Below are 16116 nucleotides of genomic sequence, written 5' to 3'. Positions count from 1 at the left end.
ATCACCTACGCTATCCCCAACAAAATCTCAGTAACATTTTCCGAAGAAGTTAAGTCCACCCAATTGATATAAACTTCTCTGGTTTGAGTTGTTGGTTTGTGTCCTTGTGCAAAAAGTTGTTTGAACATTTCTTCATAAACAGGCATCACATTACTGAAATCACCATGATGTGTATAAGCCAAAGCCTTGAAAGAAGGATGTTCTAGCAATTCATAATGTGCAGGAATTGTTACTTCTTCATCGCCCACAGGCAAGGCAATTTCTAAGATAAAAGGCTTTTCTACATCGCCCGTTGCACCCCAATAGATAAACTCCATATTGCCAGCAATACTTAACCCTAATTGTCCGACGGCAGTATAAAGGGCATCAACTTCACGTTCTGCAATGGCGTTTACATTTAAAAGGGTGGTTTCTGTACGATAAATAAAATACTTTTGAGCGGGTACTTCTTTTACTTGTGTGTTCATTTGATTGTTGAGGTTTTATTATGATTTTTTTGATTAACGATACAAAGTAAATCTGGCTTACTGACAACAGTATGTCAGTGCAAAAATGCTTTTTTAAATTTAAATTTTATTAAGTATTTATAAACCTATAAGGATTTGATGTTAAAATGTTTATTATTAGGTAATTATATGAATTATTATAGGTTTAACTAAATGCTTGCAAGTATTGTAATCGCTTGACTTTCAGTATTTTTTTGTGGAGGTTTACAGCTTTAATATAGCTTCCTTCACAAAACAAAAACAAAACCATGAACCATTCTTTTAAAGCTTTGCAGATTATAGAAAGTGCTGATAAACAATATACACGAGCGATTGTTCAAAGAGCGATTGCAGATTTACCTGTAGGCGATGTTTTAATCAAAGTCCATTATTCAGCCTTGAATTATAAAGATGCTTTATCGTCAATCGGGAATAAAGGTGTAACAAAACAATTTCCACATACGCCTGGCATTGATGCTGCTGGTATTGTAGCAGCTAGTGATTCTCCAGCATTTAAAGTGGACGATGAAGTAATTGTTACCAGTTACGATTTAGGCATGAATACTTCGGGTGGTTTGGCTGAGTATATCTCTGTACCTGCAAAATGGATTGTAAAATTACCCACAGGATTAAGTTTGAAAGAAGCTATGATTCATGGAACGGCTGGATTAACCGCTGGTTTGTGTGTCAATGCTTTAATCAACCACGGATTAAAACCTGAACAAGGAAAAGTTTTAGTAACAGGCTCAACAGGAGGAGTAGGTACTTTGTCGATTGCTATTTTAGCTAAATTAGGTTTTGAAGTCGTAGCCGTAACAGGTAAACCCGAAGCTGTTGAATTCTTAAAACAAATAGGAGTCAGTGAAATTGTAAGCAGAGAAGCCCTAGATGACCAATCTAGTCGTCCATTATTGAAATCAATTTATACAGGCGTAATTGATACTGTTGGTGGGAATATTTTAGCGACTGCTTTGAAGTCTTTAACTTACGGAGGTTCGGCTGCCATTTGTGGTTTGGTTGCTTCTGCGGAATTACACACAACCGTTTTGCCTTTTATTCTTCGTGGAAATACTTTGTTTGGAATTGATTCTGCCGAATGTCCGATGTCTTTGCGTGAAAGTATTTGGCAGAAATTAGCATCCGATTGGAAACCAACAGATTTAACAATACTCGCCAAAGAAATTACTTTAGAAGAAGTACCCGCCCAACTGGATTTGATGTTGCAAGGAAAAGCTTTTGGGAAAACAATTGTTAAATTATAATTTTATGAACCGTAGCACGAGTTTCCAAACGTCAAATTACTCTGACACGAGTTGGAAACTCGTGCTACGATTTTATTATTCTTCCCACTCAAAACTACGAGTAACGGCTTTTTTCCAATAATGATAAAGGTTATCTCTTTTTGAAGCTTCCATATCTGGCTTCCAAGTTTGTGCGATTCCCCAATTTTGTTTTAAATCGTCTAAATCTTCCCAGTATCCTATTGCCAAACCTGCTGCATAAGCAGCACCCAAAGCGGTGGTTTCAATCATCGCTGGACAAACCACGGGTACATCAACCATATCTGCCTGAAACTGCATTAAAGTTTCATTGACTACCATTCCGCCATCTACTCTTAATGATGAAATCTCAATTCCTGCATCTTTTTCCATCGCTTCTAATACTTCTAAGGTTTGAAAAGCAGTAGCTTCTAAAGCTGCACGAGCAATGTGTGCTTTGGTAACATAACGAGTAAGCCCAACAATCACACCACGAGCATCCGCTTGCCAATAAGGTGCATATAAGCCAGAGAAGGCTGGCACGAAATAACAACCGCCATTATCTTCTACCGAATTGGCTAACGTTTCAATTTCTGCACTATTTTTAATGATTTCTAAATTATCACGAAGCCATTGTACTAAAGCACCTGTAATAGCAACAGAGCCTTCTAAAGCATATTGTACTGGATGATTACCAAACTGATATGCAACGGTAGTGAGTAAGCCATAAGTGGATGGCGTGATTTTCTCGCCTGTATTCATCAACATAAAGCAACCCGTTCCGTAAGTATTTTTAGCTTCGCCTGCGGCAAAACAAGTTTGTCCGACTAATGCTGCTTGTTGATCGCCTAAATCTCCTGCTACTGGTACGCCTGAAAGTACGCCACGAGCTTCTCCATAAATTTCACTGCTTGATTTAATAGCGGGCAACATGGCTTTGGGAATATTTAACTTGGTAAGAATGTCGTCATCCCAAGCTAAAGATTGCAAGTTCATTAATTGAGTTCTGCTTGCATTGGTAACATCCGTAATATGAATGCCGCCATCTGTTCCGCCTGTTAAATGCCAGATGATAAAAGTATCAATATTTCCAAAAATAGCAGTTCCTTCTTCTGCATCTTCCCGTAAACCTTCTACGTTTTCTAAGAGCCATTTTAATTTTAATCCACTAAAATATGTTGCCAATGGCAAACCTGTTTTTGCTCTAAAACAATCTGCTCCGCCTTCATTTGCTAATTCAGCTACCATATTGCCGACACGAGTATCTTGCCAAACGATAGCATTATAATATGGCTGACCAGTAAAACGATTCCAAACAACGGTTGTTTCTCGTTGATTGGTAATGCCTACTGCTGCAATATCTAAGGGAGAAAGGTTTGCTTTGCCTAATGCTAAACCGATTACTTCTTGGGTATTGCTCCAGATTTCATCTGAATCGTGTTCCACCCAACCTGCATGTGGATAAATCTGAGAATGTTCTTTTTGTCCGACAGAGATTTGATTGCCTTGTTTGTCGAAAATGATGAAGCGGGTACTGGTAGTCCCTTGATCGATTGAGCCGATATACATTTTTATGATTGCTTTTGACAGTTAAATTAGAGCGATTGTTTTAATCGAAATTTAGTGATTTCAGCAAACATTACCATTCATGAATGGAATTAATATCAGTCTTTTATTACTATTGAGAGAAATATTTCTCTCAATAGTAATCTTTAATGTATTTTACTTCTTAGCGTCAATATCTTTCAAAAGTGTATCTACTGCGACTTTCAATTGCTCGTCTGTTCCTTTGGCAATCCAGTCTGGAGTATTTTCAACGATAATATCAGGAATGGCTGCACCCAATTCTTGGTTTTTATCAGTTGCTTTAGTGTACCATCCTCTTCCCGGTAATCTTACAAATGAACCATCCATTAAAGATTTCCCTCCCGTAGAAATTACTGAACCATTGGTTGGTAAACCTACTAATTTTCCAATGCCTAAAGATTTATAAGCATGCGAGAAGATTTCTGCATTAGAATAACTTCCTTCATTACAAAGTGCGATTGAAGGTTTTGTCCAAGCGGCATAAACCAAACGTTCTCCGATTGGATAATACTCTCTGAACTTTTTCTTATCTTTTTCTAAATCAGTACTTGCACCTCTTGGAATAGTATAAGCATGTTGTTTGTAGTTCAAAATCGTCATTAAATAATCGGTTGTTGAACCGCCACCATTATAACGAACATCAATCAAGATACCTTCTTTCCCATAACCAGCAGCTGTAAATTCTCTTTCAACTACTTCAAAACTTGGGAAATCCATTCCTTTGATGTGAATATACCCTAAGCGACCATTAGAGAATTTCTCTACTAATTTCTTTCTGCTGTCAACCCATTCGTTGTATAAATTATCGCTGATACTTTGTGTAAGACGAACTACAACTTCTCTGTTTTTTCCATTGGCATCGCTAACATTTAAGAGTACTTTTTCATTAGCCAAGCCGTTTAATAAACCATAGAAGTTTTCACTTTCACTTACTGCCTGTCCATTTACAGCCGTAATTACTTCTCCTTCGTTGATTAAGCTCTTACTTTTAGTCACTGGCGTTTCTGGTACTACGTGGTTTACTTTCATTCCTGTTGCCGTTGGAATCAATTCAGTTCCTAATAAACCTGTAATTTCTCTTTGTGTTTCAGCACGGTCTGGTGCTGTTAAGCCCATGTGGCTTGAGTTTAATTCACCCAATAGTAAATTAAACATATCTCTGAAATCATTTGAAGTACTGGCATTGATACAACGCTCTTTGTACTTATCGTGCAATTGTAACCAATTATTTCCGTGGAATTTAGGATCATAAAAACCATCACGAATAGTTCTCCATGCTTCTTCAAATACTTGTGTGCGTTCTGCCAAATAATCAATTTTCATTTTAGCAACGAATGGCAAGGCCTCAGGCAATCCTGTTTTCACATCAACACGAGAGAGTGCACCACCTATTTTTGTGTAATAAATGTACTTGCCTTCTTTATCAAGCGTCAAATTATTAGGGTTGCTTCCACCTTTGGTAATTTCTTTTAATTCTTTGCCATCCCATTTAATACTGAACAAATCTCTTCCTTTTGCCGAGCTACTTGTGGTTGTGTAAAAGAAGGTTTCACCATCTTTTGAAATCACAAATTCGCTTTCATTACCAGGGAAATTTGTTACTTGTACTACTCTTTCATGAATATTGTCAAAATCAATCACAATTGGTTTTACTCCTTTTTTGTCTGGTTTAGCATCGGCTGCTGGAGTTTCTTTTTCTTGCCAATCTTGTGTTTCTTTCTCCCAGTCTTCTTTTTTCAACCAAACAAACCAAACATCTGCACTACGAGCAGCGCTTCTTTCAGAGACAAAACCTAATTTTGAACCATCCGCACTCCAAAACGGATTTCCATCGCCACGTGGGTGCATAGATACGTTGACAGGCTTGCTTGAATTATCGGCAGTTCTGATAAATACTTCTTGGTTAAAATATAAATCTCCTTGACTATAAGCTAAATATTTGCTGTCTGGACTCCAAGCTATATCACTAGGTTTGTTCCAGCCTTCACTTAATATTTTTTCGTTCGTTAATTTACCATCAGCACTGATGTCTGCTACTACAAAATTTCCTCTGCCTTTAATGTAGGCTATTTTCTTATTATCTGGCGAAATCACTGGCGAAGATTCATCTTCCGTAGTTTTTGTAATTTGTGTGATTTGATGTTTCAGCGATTTAAAAATATTACGTTCTGAAGCATCGGATGAATTCACCAAATACAAGTCGAAATTGCCATTGTTTCTATCACTTGTAAATAAGAGTGTTGAATCATTCAACCAAGTAGGAGTAATATCACGGAAAGCGTGTTGAGAAACATTGATACTCTTTGTTTTTTCTTTATCTGCTTCTTTGATAAAAACTTCACCACGAAGACTATACGCTAGTAATTTGCCATTTGGTGATACTTTGTATTCTTCTAAGCCTGTCGCAAATGTTTTTTGTTCAGCAGCATCAAAACGTTCGTCGGCATTAATGTTTACATTAATTTTTGCAACAGAACCATTAGCTACATTGTATGTAAAAAGCCCCATTTCTTTTTCAAAAACAATGGTATTGCCATCTTTTGAAATACTGAAATGACGAATTGATTCATCCTTGAATTGTGTTAATTTTTTAGGAGTACTTTCTGCTTTTCCGTCGCCAGAAATTTTGATTTGATAGAGATTATACGCACCATCAACACTGCTCAAGAAGTACAATAAACCATTTTTCCCCCATTGTGGAATAATATCATTGGTTTCAAACAATGCAATTTTATTAAAGCTTTTTGCTTTGGTATTATAAATCCAAATATCTCTGTTTGAGCTTCCATCATAAGCCTGACGAGCAACGGGATTGATGTCTCCACGTACAAAAGCAAGCAAATTCCCATCAGGAGAAAGTACTGGCTCAAAGCCTACGGCATCAAGCATTCTTGATTCAGTTCCTCCTTTTGCACTGATTGAATATACTTCTTGCGGACGTTCGATTTGCTTAAATTCACGACTGGTAGAGAATAAGATTTTATCTGCTTGCGTCCAGCTTGCTACTAAATCCTGACTAGAATGGAAGGTTAAACGTTTTGGTAAACCACCTGTAGAAGGCATTACAAAAATATCATTATTACCAAAGCGTGTACCTGAAAAGGCGATTTGCTTGCCATCTGGACTGAAAATCGGATTACTCTCATAAGCTTCGTGAATAGTTAATCGAGTAGCGTTTCCTCCTGTACTGGGTACTGTCCAAATATCTCCTTGATAAGTAAAGGAAACAACAGAACCATCATTATTAATACTTGGCTGGCGAAGTAGTAATGGACTTTGTGCCAATGTACTGCCTGCCGAAAGCATTGAAAAAAATAGATAAAGATGTTTTTTCATGAATAAGAAATCGTTTGATGAAGATTTAAGCTACAAATAAGTAATAATTTGCTGAATTATTAAATTATCAAAAGATTATTCGCCAAACAGCATCAATAAAGCTATGTTTGTTTAGTGATAAATTAAAATGATGATTTTTAAAGCAAATTATCGTTTCTATACAGAAACAGAGCATTTCTATATAGGAATATTATTTTCCTGTATAACAATGGAATATTTCCATACAGGAATAGGGTTTTGTTGTATGTCAATGAAGCTGTCTTCTTGAAGTTCTACAAATCTTTAAGTCCTAAAATCTATGCAATTAAAGTCGAAAGAAAAGTTAAATATAAGTACAAAAAAATGGGCTATCCATCTCTGAATAGCCCATTGCTTAATGTCTAAAGTATTGAAATACTTTAAACTATAATCTTGCTTCTTGTGTCTTGCCTCTTATATCTTCAAAGCCTGAAGTCTTCAAATCCAAACTCCTAAAGTCTTCCCAAAAAATCTTGCTTCTTGAATCTTGCCTCTTCTGTCTTCAAGTCCTAAAGTCCATTAGCGATTACAACTCTTACAAATTCCCTGTACCAACAAATTTGTTTCCACACGTTTGTAACCTTCTGGAAGGATAAAGTTTGGAATCACCACATGGTCTAAACAAGTAGTTAATCCGCAAGCTGTACATTTAAAATGCACATGGTCATGATGATGCGTATGATCTCCTGCATGGCAATTATCCTTGCAAAGTGCATACTTTACGCCACCCTCATCATCCAATACTTTATGAATCAATCCTTTATCGACAAACGTTTTTAGCGTTCTATAAACAGTTACTCTATCGAATTGTTCCGTAAGTTGTGCTTCTACGTCGGCATGAGCAAGAGCATGTTCTTTGTTCATGAAAACATCCAAAATACCTTCACGACAATCAGTCTGGCGAAGGTTATATGTTTTTAATGTATCTTTTATTGCTGGTTTCATTCTATCATCATTGCATTATCAAACTGCAACTTTACTAAGTTAGCATAAATTCCTTCATCAATCAAAACCAATTCATCATGCGTTCCTTTTTCGGCTATTCCGCCATCTTTCAATACATAAATAGTATCGACATTACGAATTGTAGCCAAACGGTGAGCAATAATGACCGTCGTTCTATTTTGCATTAATCGGTCTAAAGCATCTTGCACCAATTTTTCAGATTCCGAATCCAAAGCACTTGTAGCTTCATCTAGCACCAAAATAGCAGGGTCTTTCAAAATAGCACGGGCAATGGCAATTCTTTGACGCTGACCACCCGAAAGCTTCACGCCACGCTCGCCGACGATGGTTTTGAATCCTTCAGGGAATGAATTGATAAATTCTAAAGCATTTGCTTTTCTGGCTGCTTCAATCACTAATTCTTCTGTTGCTTCTGGATTTCCATAAGCAATATTTTCATAAATCGTTCCACCAAAAAGCATTACTTCTTGTGGTACAATGGCGATGTTTTTTCTTAAATCAGTAATGTCAAAAGTATTGATGTTTTTACCATCCACTAAGATTTCGCCTTTTGCAAGATGATAATAACGCATCAACAATTGTACAATCGTAGATTTTCCTGCTCCTGAATGACCCACCAACGCTATTTTCTCACCTGATTTTACTGATAAAGAAATGTCTTTCAACACTGGCATATCTGGACGAGAAGGATATTGGAAAGCTACATTGCGATATTGAATTTTTGGTGTTCCAGCATTAGGAATTTCTGTTTTAGTTACTTTACTTGGAACAGTAATGTCGGTAATTTTTACTTCAGATTCTTCTCCTAAAATTTCTAAGATACGTTCAGAAGCACCTACTGTTTTTTGAATTTGTGCATACATATCGCCCAAACCACCCACAGAACCACCAATAAAACCTGTGTAGATAATAAACGTGAAAAGGTCTTTAAAGGCTAATTCTCCTTGTAAAACCAAGTTTCCACCATACCACACTACGCCCACAACTCCACCAAACAATACGAAGATGATAAAGGAAATAAAACCACCTCTGAAAGTAGCCGCTTTCAAGGCATAATCAACCACTTTTTGTACGGATAAACCATAGCGATGTGCTTCAAGGCTTTCGTTGGTAAATGCTTTTACGACATTGATTGATTGTAGGGTTTCTTCAACGATGATATTGGTAGCAGCTAATTCGTCTTGTACTTTCTTTGCATTTTTACGGATGAATTTTCCGAAAATAATGGCAGCAACCACTAAGAAAGGGAAAGTTAATAACATAAAAAGCGTTAGCTTACTTGATAAAAACGAAATCAAAATAATACCGCCAATCAATGTAAATATCTGGCGGAAGAGTTCTGCCAAAGTAATAGAAAGAATATCTTGTAATTGAGAAACGTCGGTTGTGATTCTACTCATTAATTCACCCACACGATTTTTCTCGAAAAAAGGCACAGGTAAAGTAATGATTTTAGAATAAAGTGCATTGCGGAGGTCACGCATAGACTGCTCCGATACTCTTGTAAAAGTAATTACTCTAAAGAATGAGAATACCGATTGAAGAATTAACAGCCCCACAAAAATTAAGGTTACTTCATTCAAGGTGAATTTAGGGGCTTCCTGAAAAACATTTTGCAATTTGTCTGTTACCATTCCACTACTCATTCCTGTAGTAGCGTTTGCCATTTGTTCTGGTGAAACAATTGCTCCAACCATTTGCCCCATTAATAAAGGGATACTCATGGTGGTGATTTGAGAGAGTATCAAAAACACAAAACCTATGGCAAATGTGCCTTTATAAGGAAGGGTGAATCTGAAAATCTTTAAAGCTTTTTTGAAACCTTCTTTACTTACTTTTTTCTTATCTTCTGGAGAAACTCCTGCTCCAAAACTGCTACTTCGCTTTGCCATTATTGGGTTTAATTATTAATTAGCCTTCAGCCATCGGCTTTCAGCTTTGAGTCAATGTTTTACTTGCTTTAGGCTCTAAGCCAATTGTATGTGTTTTCTATAGGTTTTACAAAACTAAGGCTGATAAAAATCCAACATCCGAAATCTTCAATCCCAAATCGAACATCATTCTTCGTCTGGTAATCCTTTATAATTTGATTGCTCAAAGATTTTTTGAGCATCCGTTTGCTTCATTAATTCTTGAATCGTCAGTTTTTCATTTTCATCAAAGTACTTTCCAACAATTCGCCAACCTAACCAACGACCAATAGCTCCTGGGCAAGATGCTCCAATTTCTGCCGTTACTGGTCTTTCCATGATGTACTTTGCTTTGATAGGTGCATCGTTGGTATAGAGTAATTTGTTATCAATAAAATGTGCCCAAATATCTTTCTGAAAAGTATAGCAGTCAGTCAATTGTGCATCAGAATATCCAATAAACAAACTATCTGCCTTCGATGGCATCATTGTATGTCCGAAAACATAACTTTTCCCATACCAAATCATATCAGATAATAACGATTTTTCAGACGGTTTGGTTGCATTGTATTTGGCAGAAAGTAAAAGGACAGCCTGTGGTACAATGGCATTGGGTGCGGCTTTTCTTAATTGATAATCGTAGATGTCTGGTAAGAATTTACCTTTTTTCCCCATGAAATAATCAAGTCCAATAATAATTAATGAGTCCGAAATCATTAATTCTGGACTACTTAGTACATCTTGAGCAAAAAAACCTGTAAAAATTGTAATAATTTTGGGCTCTTTAAAGTCAGGATAGTAATATTTGAGATGCTGGAAAGCTTCTTTAAAGTCATCTTCGAGCTGAGTATTTCCGAAAAAAGCAGGTTCTTGAGATTGTTTGTAAAAATCTTGAAAGGCTTGATTGGTAATCACTGGCAATAATCTTTCCGCTAATTTCTCAAAATCTTGGGGTAAAGCCTGAAAGTAAGTACTGGTGAAGCTTTTGTGTGTATTGAAAAAATTGATGAGTTGAATTTTATCTTTGCATGCAAGTAATTCTTTGTCAAGTCGTTGAATAGTAATATTTACTTGCACTTTACTTACATCAGGGTCAGCATTTTCATTTTCTTCAGAAGAGCAAGCAAAAACCAGACATAAGACGAAAATGGAGATACAATATATTTTTAATTTTAGAAGCATAGCTTTTGGATTAATAGTTTTACCGCTGTCAGCCGTGTTTTAATTGAAAACAACTTATTTAACAATACAAAATTATGAAGAAAAACGCATTCTTAGTCCTTTTTATTCTGTTGATGGCATCCAGTGTCTATTCTCAGAATTATGGATACGGTTCCAGATACAGCAGTGGCTACCGTAGTGGTTTGTATAAAGTAAAAATTGGCTTTAAGTTTTCCCCGAATATTACACTCAATGAAGTGGAAACTTCTAAAGATTTTAGGGATTTAGATGCTTCGGGTATTAACTTGAAAATGAGCTTAGGCCCAATCATTGACCTTTACTTTGCCGAGAAGTACGCTTTTAGTACAGGTTTATGGTACACCGTCAAAGGCGAGAGTTATTCAGTTGGTAATAATTTCTATAATAATGGATTGTTTGTGGAATATCCGCTCAGTACTGATGAACGTACTGGTAATAAAGCCGCTTTCAATTTGCAATACTTGCAAGTACCCGTAACGCTAAAGATTTTTAGTGATGGTGTTTTCTCGGACACACCTGTTTACTTGCAATTCGGAGGAATAGTTGATTTGAAAATTGCAGAAAAACCAATTGATAAAGCAAGTAATCCACTTTTTCAATATAGTCAAAGAGTAGGTAACCAGCCCAGTATATTTAACATGGGCGACATTGGTTTATTATTAGGTTTAGGATTTGAGAAAAGACTTGGAGGAAGCGATGATTCGTTTATTTTCGGGATACAATATCAAAGAGGACTCACAGAAATCAATAATACAAAAGCTTACAAAGATTTAGTCACGAAAAATGGTTTAATCTTGCTTGATTTAGGCTTGAAGTTTTAGAACTTTTCAGCCTTGAAATCAATTACTTTTTTGCCTTTCATTTTTACGAGATAAAGGTTGTCGTATTCGGTATCTAGAATGATTTTCAAATCAAATTTTACGCCTAAAAATCGAATAACTTCTGGAACAGTATTAGAATGACCAATGATTAATATGTTTTTACCTTGTACTTTATCCTGCTTGATTTTATCAAAAAAGTAAGCAGTTTTAGCACTGTAAATAGCCGTATCTATTTTTTGATTGATTCTTAAAGAATCTCCAGTTTGTTGTACTCTTAAATATTCTGTAGCGTAAATTTTAGCTATTTTTTCATTGGCTAATCGCTTGGCTAAAATACCAGCACGTTGATGTCCAGCAGTATTTAAAGGACGAAAATGGTCATCGCCTTTATACACTAAATCTTTCTCGGCATGACGTACTACAAAAATCGTAGCTTCTTTGGCACAAGAAGAAAACAACAAGGTAATTCCAAAAAAGAATATTAGTTTTTTCATTTCATCAAGCCTTATTGATTATTTATTCACAGATTTTCTTTTAATCCGTAAATAATAATTTGGGTTGTCTGGAAAATATTTCAGCGTAAATCTACTGGAAATATTCCCTGTAAATTTACGCTGAAATTATTATTGTTACCTGAAATTACTTAAACTCAATTACTTCTGGCATTAAAGTCATTAAGCCTTCACGAGCTTTCAAATCTTGAATTTGTTTTACGTAAGGAGCTAATTCGCCGAATTGTGCTTTCATGATTTTCGCTTGAACAGCATCCTCTTTTTTGTCGAAAATCTCTTCAAAGAAAGATTTTGGTTGAGGATAGAATCTCGCTTTGTAGTCACCTTCTTTCAATTTCGCCTTTTTTGCTGCAATTTTAATCGCATCTTCTAAACCACCTAATACATCCACTAATCCATTAGATTTAGCTTCGATCCCCGACCAAACGTGTCCGCCAGCTAAAGATTTCAATTTTTCGATACTCATTTTACGTCCTTTCGCTGCTTTAGAAGTAAAGGTTTCATAACCTGCATCGACACTTCTTTGAAACCAATCTTTTTCAAAGTCTGTCATTTCACGAGTAACCGTTGGGAAATCAGAGTGAGCGTTGGTATTTACACGGTCGTTGGTGATTCCTAATTTATTTTTCAAGAAATTTTCAAAGTTGAAAAACTGAGCAAAAATCCCGATTGAACCTGTAATCGTTGTAGGTTCGGCTACAATCGTATCCGCAGCCATCGCCATATAATAACCGCCAGAAGCCGCATAATCAGCCATTGAAGCAATTACTGGTTTTACTTTCCTTGCCAATACAACCTCTCTCCACATCACATCAGAAGCCAAAGATGAACCACCCGGACTATCAATTCTTAACACGATGGCTTTTACTTTTTTATCATCACGAGCTTTACGTAATTCTGCTACCCAATCATCTGAGCCAATATTTCCTTTGTCAGCTTTTGAGCCAATAATTGCTCCTTCTCCTACAATTACCGCAATTTTGTTCTGCGTATCATTAAAAGGAATAGCAGAATCAGCTTTTAAGAATTTTGAAAGATTTACAAAATCAATTTTAGATTCAGATTCTTTTTTAAGCGTTTTTTTGAAATCGGCTTCAAACTCATCGTAATAGCCAACATCTGTTACCAATTTTGCGGCTAAAGCACCTTTAGGTTTGTAAGCTAATAACTCGTCAGCTACTTTTTTTAGCGTTGCCACATCCACATTACGAGAAGCAGAAATTTGTTCAAAAATATGGTTATTGATGCTATTCAACAAAGTAGAATATTGTGCTTTGTTGGCATCGCTCATATTTTCACGGAGGTAAGGCTCAACGGCAGATTTATATTCTCCCACTCTGAAAACCACAGGTTTGATGTCCAATTTATCCAAAGCTCCTTTGTAAAAACTTACTTCGGCACTGATACCATTGAAATCTAAACCGCCTGCTGGATTCAAGTAAATTTTATCCGAAACAGAAGTAACATAATAGCCTTTTTCAGTAAATGATTCACCGTAGCTATAAATGAATTTTCCAGATTTTTTGAAGGCTAAAAGAGCATTTCTGATTTCTTCCAATTGTGCATAACCTGCTTGAGGATAATGAGCTTGAAGGTAAATTCCTTTGATGTGACTATCAGCAGCAGCACGTTTAAGGGCTTCACGAATTTGTACCATTCCGATACTTTCGTTACTATCCATAAATGGCCCGCCTAAATCTTTGAAAGGATTTTCGTCATCGCTTACATTTTCTTCGATAGCATGATTAAGGTCTAATTTTAAGACAGAATTGTCTTTTAAAACAGTAGTATCTTCTGAAGAACCTACCGCAGCAGCAATACCAACGAGTATAAAAACACTAACAATAGCGAACAAGATTAATCCTACAACGGTGGCTAAAACATATTTAAGAAATTGCAACATAAGATTTTTGTTTTGGTTTTTAACGCTTACAACTTACAAGATTAATCAATATTCAGATAAGTCATAAACCCAAAAATAAATTTACTTGTTTCCCCAAAAAAAGTTTATATGTTCAATGGAGAATTGACTTGATGGGAGGACGGATTGCAAAGTATGCTATTTACATAAGTTGATTTCTCTCAAGTCTCTACCCTTTTACAGCTTTACTTCCTACCTTTGTGATATGAATTATTTATCAGCAGAAAATATCTCGAAAAACTACAGCGAACGTTGGTTATTTCGTAACATAAATTTTGGTATCTCTAAGGGAGATAAAGTAGCGTTAGTCGGACAAAATGGTGCGGGTAAAACTACTTTAATGAACATTTTAGCAGGTTTGATTCCTTCTGACGAAGGTACAGTAAGTATCCGCAAAGGGATTTCGGTTGGCTATCTTTTCCAAAACCCTGATTTTGACGAAAATCTTAGTGTAATGGATACCCTTTTCACGGGTGATTCTCCTGCCAATCAAGCCTTGAAAATGTATGAAAAAGCAATGGAAAATCCAGAAGATTCTGATTTACTGTCGGATGCTCTGGAAATGATGGACAAACACGATGCTTGGGATTATGAAAGCAGAGTAAAACAGGTTTTGGGGAAATTAGGAATCCATGATTTTGAACGCAAAATTTCTCAGCTTTCTGGTGGACAACGCAAGCGTGTGGCAATGGCGAAAGTATTAATCGAAGAACCAGATTTGATGATTTTCGATGAGCCTACCAACCACTTGGATTTGGAAACGATCGAATGGCTGGAACAAACGCTTTCTGCACAGAATATTACATTACTTTTGGTAACGCACGACCGTTATTTCTTGGACAGAGTGTGTAATAACATTGCTGAATTAGATAACGGAACGATTTATCCATATCGTGGAAATTATAGTTATTTCTTAGAAAAAAAGGCTGAACGTGAAGCTTCGGAAGCAGCCAGTATCGACAAAGCCAAAAATACTTTACGCACAGAATTAGAATGGATGCGTCGCCAACCGAAAGCTCGTGGAACGAAAGCTCAGTATAGAATTGATGCTTTTCATGAACTAAAAGACAAAGCATCTCAAACGAAAGACGATTCAAAAGTGACTTTGAACGTAAAAATGTCTCGTCAAGGAAGTAAGATTTTGGAAATTGAAGGATTGAATAAAGGTTTCGGAAATCAAAAAATTGTAGAAAACTTCTCTTACATTTTTCAACGAAAAGACCGTATCGGAATTATTGGAAAAAATGGTATCGGGAAATCTACTTTCTTGAACATGATTACCCAAAATCTACAACCAGATTCTGGAAGTATTACCACGGGTGAAACCGTTGTATATGGCTATTATACTCAAGGCGATTTGGACTTTAAACCGGGCGATAAAGTAATTGATGTGATTAAAGATATTGCGGAGGTTGTTACGGTTGGAACGGGCGAAACCATTTCTGCCAGTCAGTTTTTAACACACTTCAAGTTTGAGCCAAAAGTACAATATGCCGCTGTTGATAAATTATCTGGTGGTGAAAAAAGACGTTTGCAATTGATGAAAGTACTCATCAAAAATCCCAACTTTTTGATTCTTGATGAGCCTACCAACGACCTTGATATTCAGACGTTGAATATTTTAGAAGATTTCTTGATTGCTTTTGGCGGTTGTTTATTGTTGGTTTCTCACGACCGTTACTTTATGGATAAATTGGTAGAACACCTTTTTGTTTTTGAAGGCGACGGACAAATCAGAGATTTCCCCGGAAACTATACTGATTACAGAGAATGGTTGGAAGAAAATGAAATTACTTTAGGCGAAAAGCCAAAAGTGAAAAGCGAACCAGTTTCTACGAATAATCATAAATTAGAACCTTCGGTTCAGGTTTCGACGACCAAAAGAAAGCTTTCTTTCAAAGAACAAAAAGAATATGATGATTTAGGAAAAGCTATTGAAAAATTAGAAAAGAAAAAGGCAGAACTTACTGAAAGACTCAATAATGGCGGTAGCTACGAAGATTTGACAGCTTGGGCAAAGCAAATCGAAGAAACCACCAACGAACTTGATGAAAAAGAATTACGTTGGTTAGAGCTTTCTGAGTAATTTGAAGTGCTATTT

The 16116-nt window shown here is 36.2% G+C and carries 11 protein-coding genes; 3 read left to right on the top strand and 8 right to left on the bottom strand.

The features are described 5' to 3' along the window. Nucleotides 1–5 precede the first annotated feature (5 nt). Nucleotides 6–467: a GyrI-like domain-containing protein gene (locus tag HNP25_RS04555; protein WP_184130958.1), complete on the bottom strand. Its 462-nt coding sequence runs from the start codon at nt 465–467 to the stop codon at nt 6–8. Nucleotides 468–754: 287 nt separating this feature from the next. Between HNP25_RS04555 and HNP25_RS04550 the strand changes: the two genes are divergently transcribed. Further along, entirely contained in the window at nt 755–1747 is a 993-nt protein-coding gene (locus HNP25_RS04550; RefSeq protein ID WP_184130955.1) for a YhdH/YhfP family quinone oxidoreductase, read from the top strand. A gap of 75 nt (nt 1748–1822) precedes the next feature. Here HNP25_RS04550 and glpK read toward each other — a convergent pair whose 3' ends face one another. The 5 genes from glpK to gldB all read right to left on the bottom strand — a co-directional run bounded on the left by glpK (nt 1823) and on the right by gldB (nt 10743). Then, a complete protein-coding gene (gene glpK, locus HNP25_RS04545; RefSeq protein WP_221432398.1) occupies nt 1823–3313 on the bottom strand; it encodes a glycerol kinase GlpK in 1491 nt (496 codons plus the stop codon). A gap of 153 nt (nt 3314–3466) precedes the next feature. Next, nucleotides 3467–6667 carry a S41 family peptidase gene (locus HNP25_RS04540; RefSeq protein ID WP_184130952.1) on the bottom strand — a complete coding sequence of 1067 codons (3201 nt, stop codon included), beginning with the start codon at nt 6665–6667 and terminating at the stop codon, nt 3467–3469. A gap of 537 nt (nt 6668–7204) precedes the next feature. Further along, complete coding sequence (locus HNP25_RS04535) at nt 7205–7630, bottom strand: Fur family transcriptional regulator (protein ID WP_184130949.1); 426 nt, start codon at nt 7628–7630, stop codon at nt 7205–7207. Further along, nucleotides 7627–9543 carry an ABC transporter ATP-binding protein gene (locus tag HNP25_RS04530; protein ID WP_184130946.1) on the bottom strand — a complete coding sequence of 639 codons (1917 nt, stop codon included), beginning with the start codon at nt 9541–9543 and terminating at the stop codon, nt 7627–7629. The genes HNP25_RS04535 and HNP25_RS04530 overlap by 4 nt, the downstream gene beginning before the upstream one ends. A gap of 165 nt (nt 9544–9708) precedes the next feature. Next, complete coding sequence (gene gldB / locus HNP25_RS04525) at nt 9709–10743, bottom strand: gliding motility lipoprotein GldB (RefSeq protein ID WP_184130943.1); 1035 nt, start codon at nt 10741–10743, stop codon at nt 9709–9711. A 74-nt stretch (nt 10744–10817) separates the two neighbouring features. On the opposite strand from gldB, the gene HNP25_RS04520 reads away from it, so the two are divergent. Further along, a complete protein-coding gene (locus HNP25_RS04520) occupies nt 10818–11582 on the top strand; it encodes an outer membrane beta-barrel protein (RefSeq protein WP_184130941.1) in 765 nt (254 codons plus the stop codon). Here the strand turns inward: HNP25_RS04520 and HNP25_RS04515 are convergent. Together HNP25_RS04515 and sppA are read right to left on the bottom strand one after the other, a co-directional pair. Next, entirely contained in the window at nt 11579–12076 is a 498-nt protein-coding gene (locus tag HNP25_RS04515) for a SixA phosphatase family protein (RefSeq protein ID WP_184130938.1), read from the bottom strand. The two genes, HNP25_RS04520 and HNP25_RS04515, sit on opposite strands and share 4 nt — an antisense overlap. Before the next feature lie 145 nt (nt 12077–12221). Further along, nucleotides 12222–13997 (bottom strand): signal peptide peptidase SppA, encoded by a 1776-nt coding sequence (gene sppA / locus HNP25_RS04510; protein ID WP_184130934.1) that lies wholly within the window; start codon nt 13995–13997, stop codon nt 12222–12224. Nucleotides 13998–14220: 223 nt separating this feature from the next. Between sppA and HNP25_RS04505 the strand changes: the two genes are divergently transcribed. Then, nucleotides 14221–16101: an ABC-F family ATP-binding cassette domain-containing protein gene (locus HNP25_RS04505; protein ID WP_184130931.1), complete on the top strand. Its 1881-nt coding sequence runs from the start codon at nt 14221–14223 to the stop codon at nt 16099–16101. Nucleotides 16102–16116 lie beyond the last annotated feature (15 nt).

Source organism: Arcicella rosea, assembly GCF_014204325.1.
In the GTDB taxonomy this organism is placed as follows: domain Bacteria; phylum Bacteroidota; class Bacteroidia; order Cytophagales; family Spirosomataceae; genus Arcicella; species Arcicella rosea_A.
The sequence above is the reverse complement of the archived record's forward strand: the minus strand, read 5'-3'. Positions and strand labels throughout refer to the sequence as shown.

What these genes read in the sequence shown, in the direction of transcription:
- HNP25_RS04555 (WP_184130958.1), bottom strand. Translation starts at nt 467, where the DNA reads ATGAACACACAAGTAAAAGAAGTACCCGCTCAAAAGTATTTTATTTAT.
- HNP25_RS04550 (WP_184130955.1), top strand. Translation starts at nt 755, where the DNA reads ATGAACCATTCTTTTAAAGCTTTGCAGATTATAGAAAGTGCTGATAAA.
- glpK (WP_221432398.1), bottom strand. Translation starts at nt 3,313, where the DNA reads ATGTATATCGGCTCAATCGATCAAGGGACTACCAGTACCCGCTTCATC.
- HNP25_RS04540 (WP_184130952.1), bottom strand. Translation starts at nt 6,667, where the DNA reads ATGAAAAAACATCTTTATCTATTTTTTTCAATGCTTTCGGCAGGCAGT.
- HNP25_RS04535 (WP_184130949.1), bottom strand. Translation starts at nt 7,630, where the DNA reads ATGAAACCAGCAATAAAAGATACATTAAAAACATATAACCTTCGCCAG.
- HNP25_RS04530 (WP_184130946.1), bottom strand. Translation starts at nt 9,543, where the DNA reads ATGGCAAAGCGAAGTAGCAGTTTTGGAGCAGGAGTTTCTCCAGAAGAT.
- gldB (WP_184130943.1), bottom strand. Translation starts at nt 10,743, where the DNA reads ATGCTTCTAAAATTAAAAATATATTGTATCTCCATTTTCGTCTTATGT.
- HNP25_RS04520 (WP_184130941.1), top strand. Translation starts at nt 10,818, where the DNA reads ATGAAGAAAAACGCATTCTTAGTCCTTTTTATTCTGTTGATGGCATCC.
- HNP25_RS04515 (WP_184130938.1), bottom strand. Translation starts at nt 12,076, where the DNA reads ATGAAAAAACTAATATTCTTTTTTGGAATTACCTTGTTGTTTTCTTCT.
- sppA (WP_184130934.1), bottom strand. Translation starts at nt 13,997, where the DNA reads ATGTTGCAATTTCTTAAATATGTTTTAGCCACCGTTGTAGGATTAATC.
- HNP25_RS04505 (WP_184130931.1), top strand. Translation starts at nt 14,221, where the DNA reads ATGAATTATTTATCAGCAGAAAATATCTCGAAAAACTACAGCGAACGT.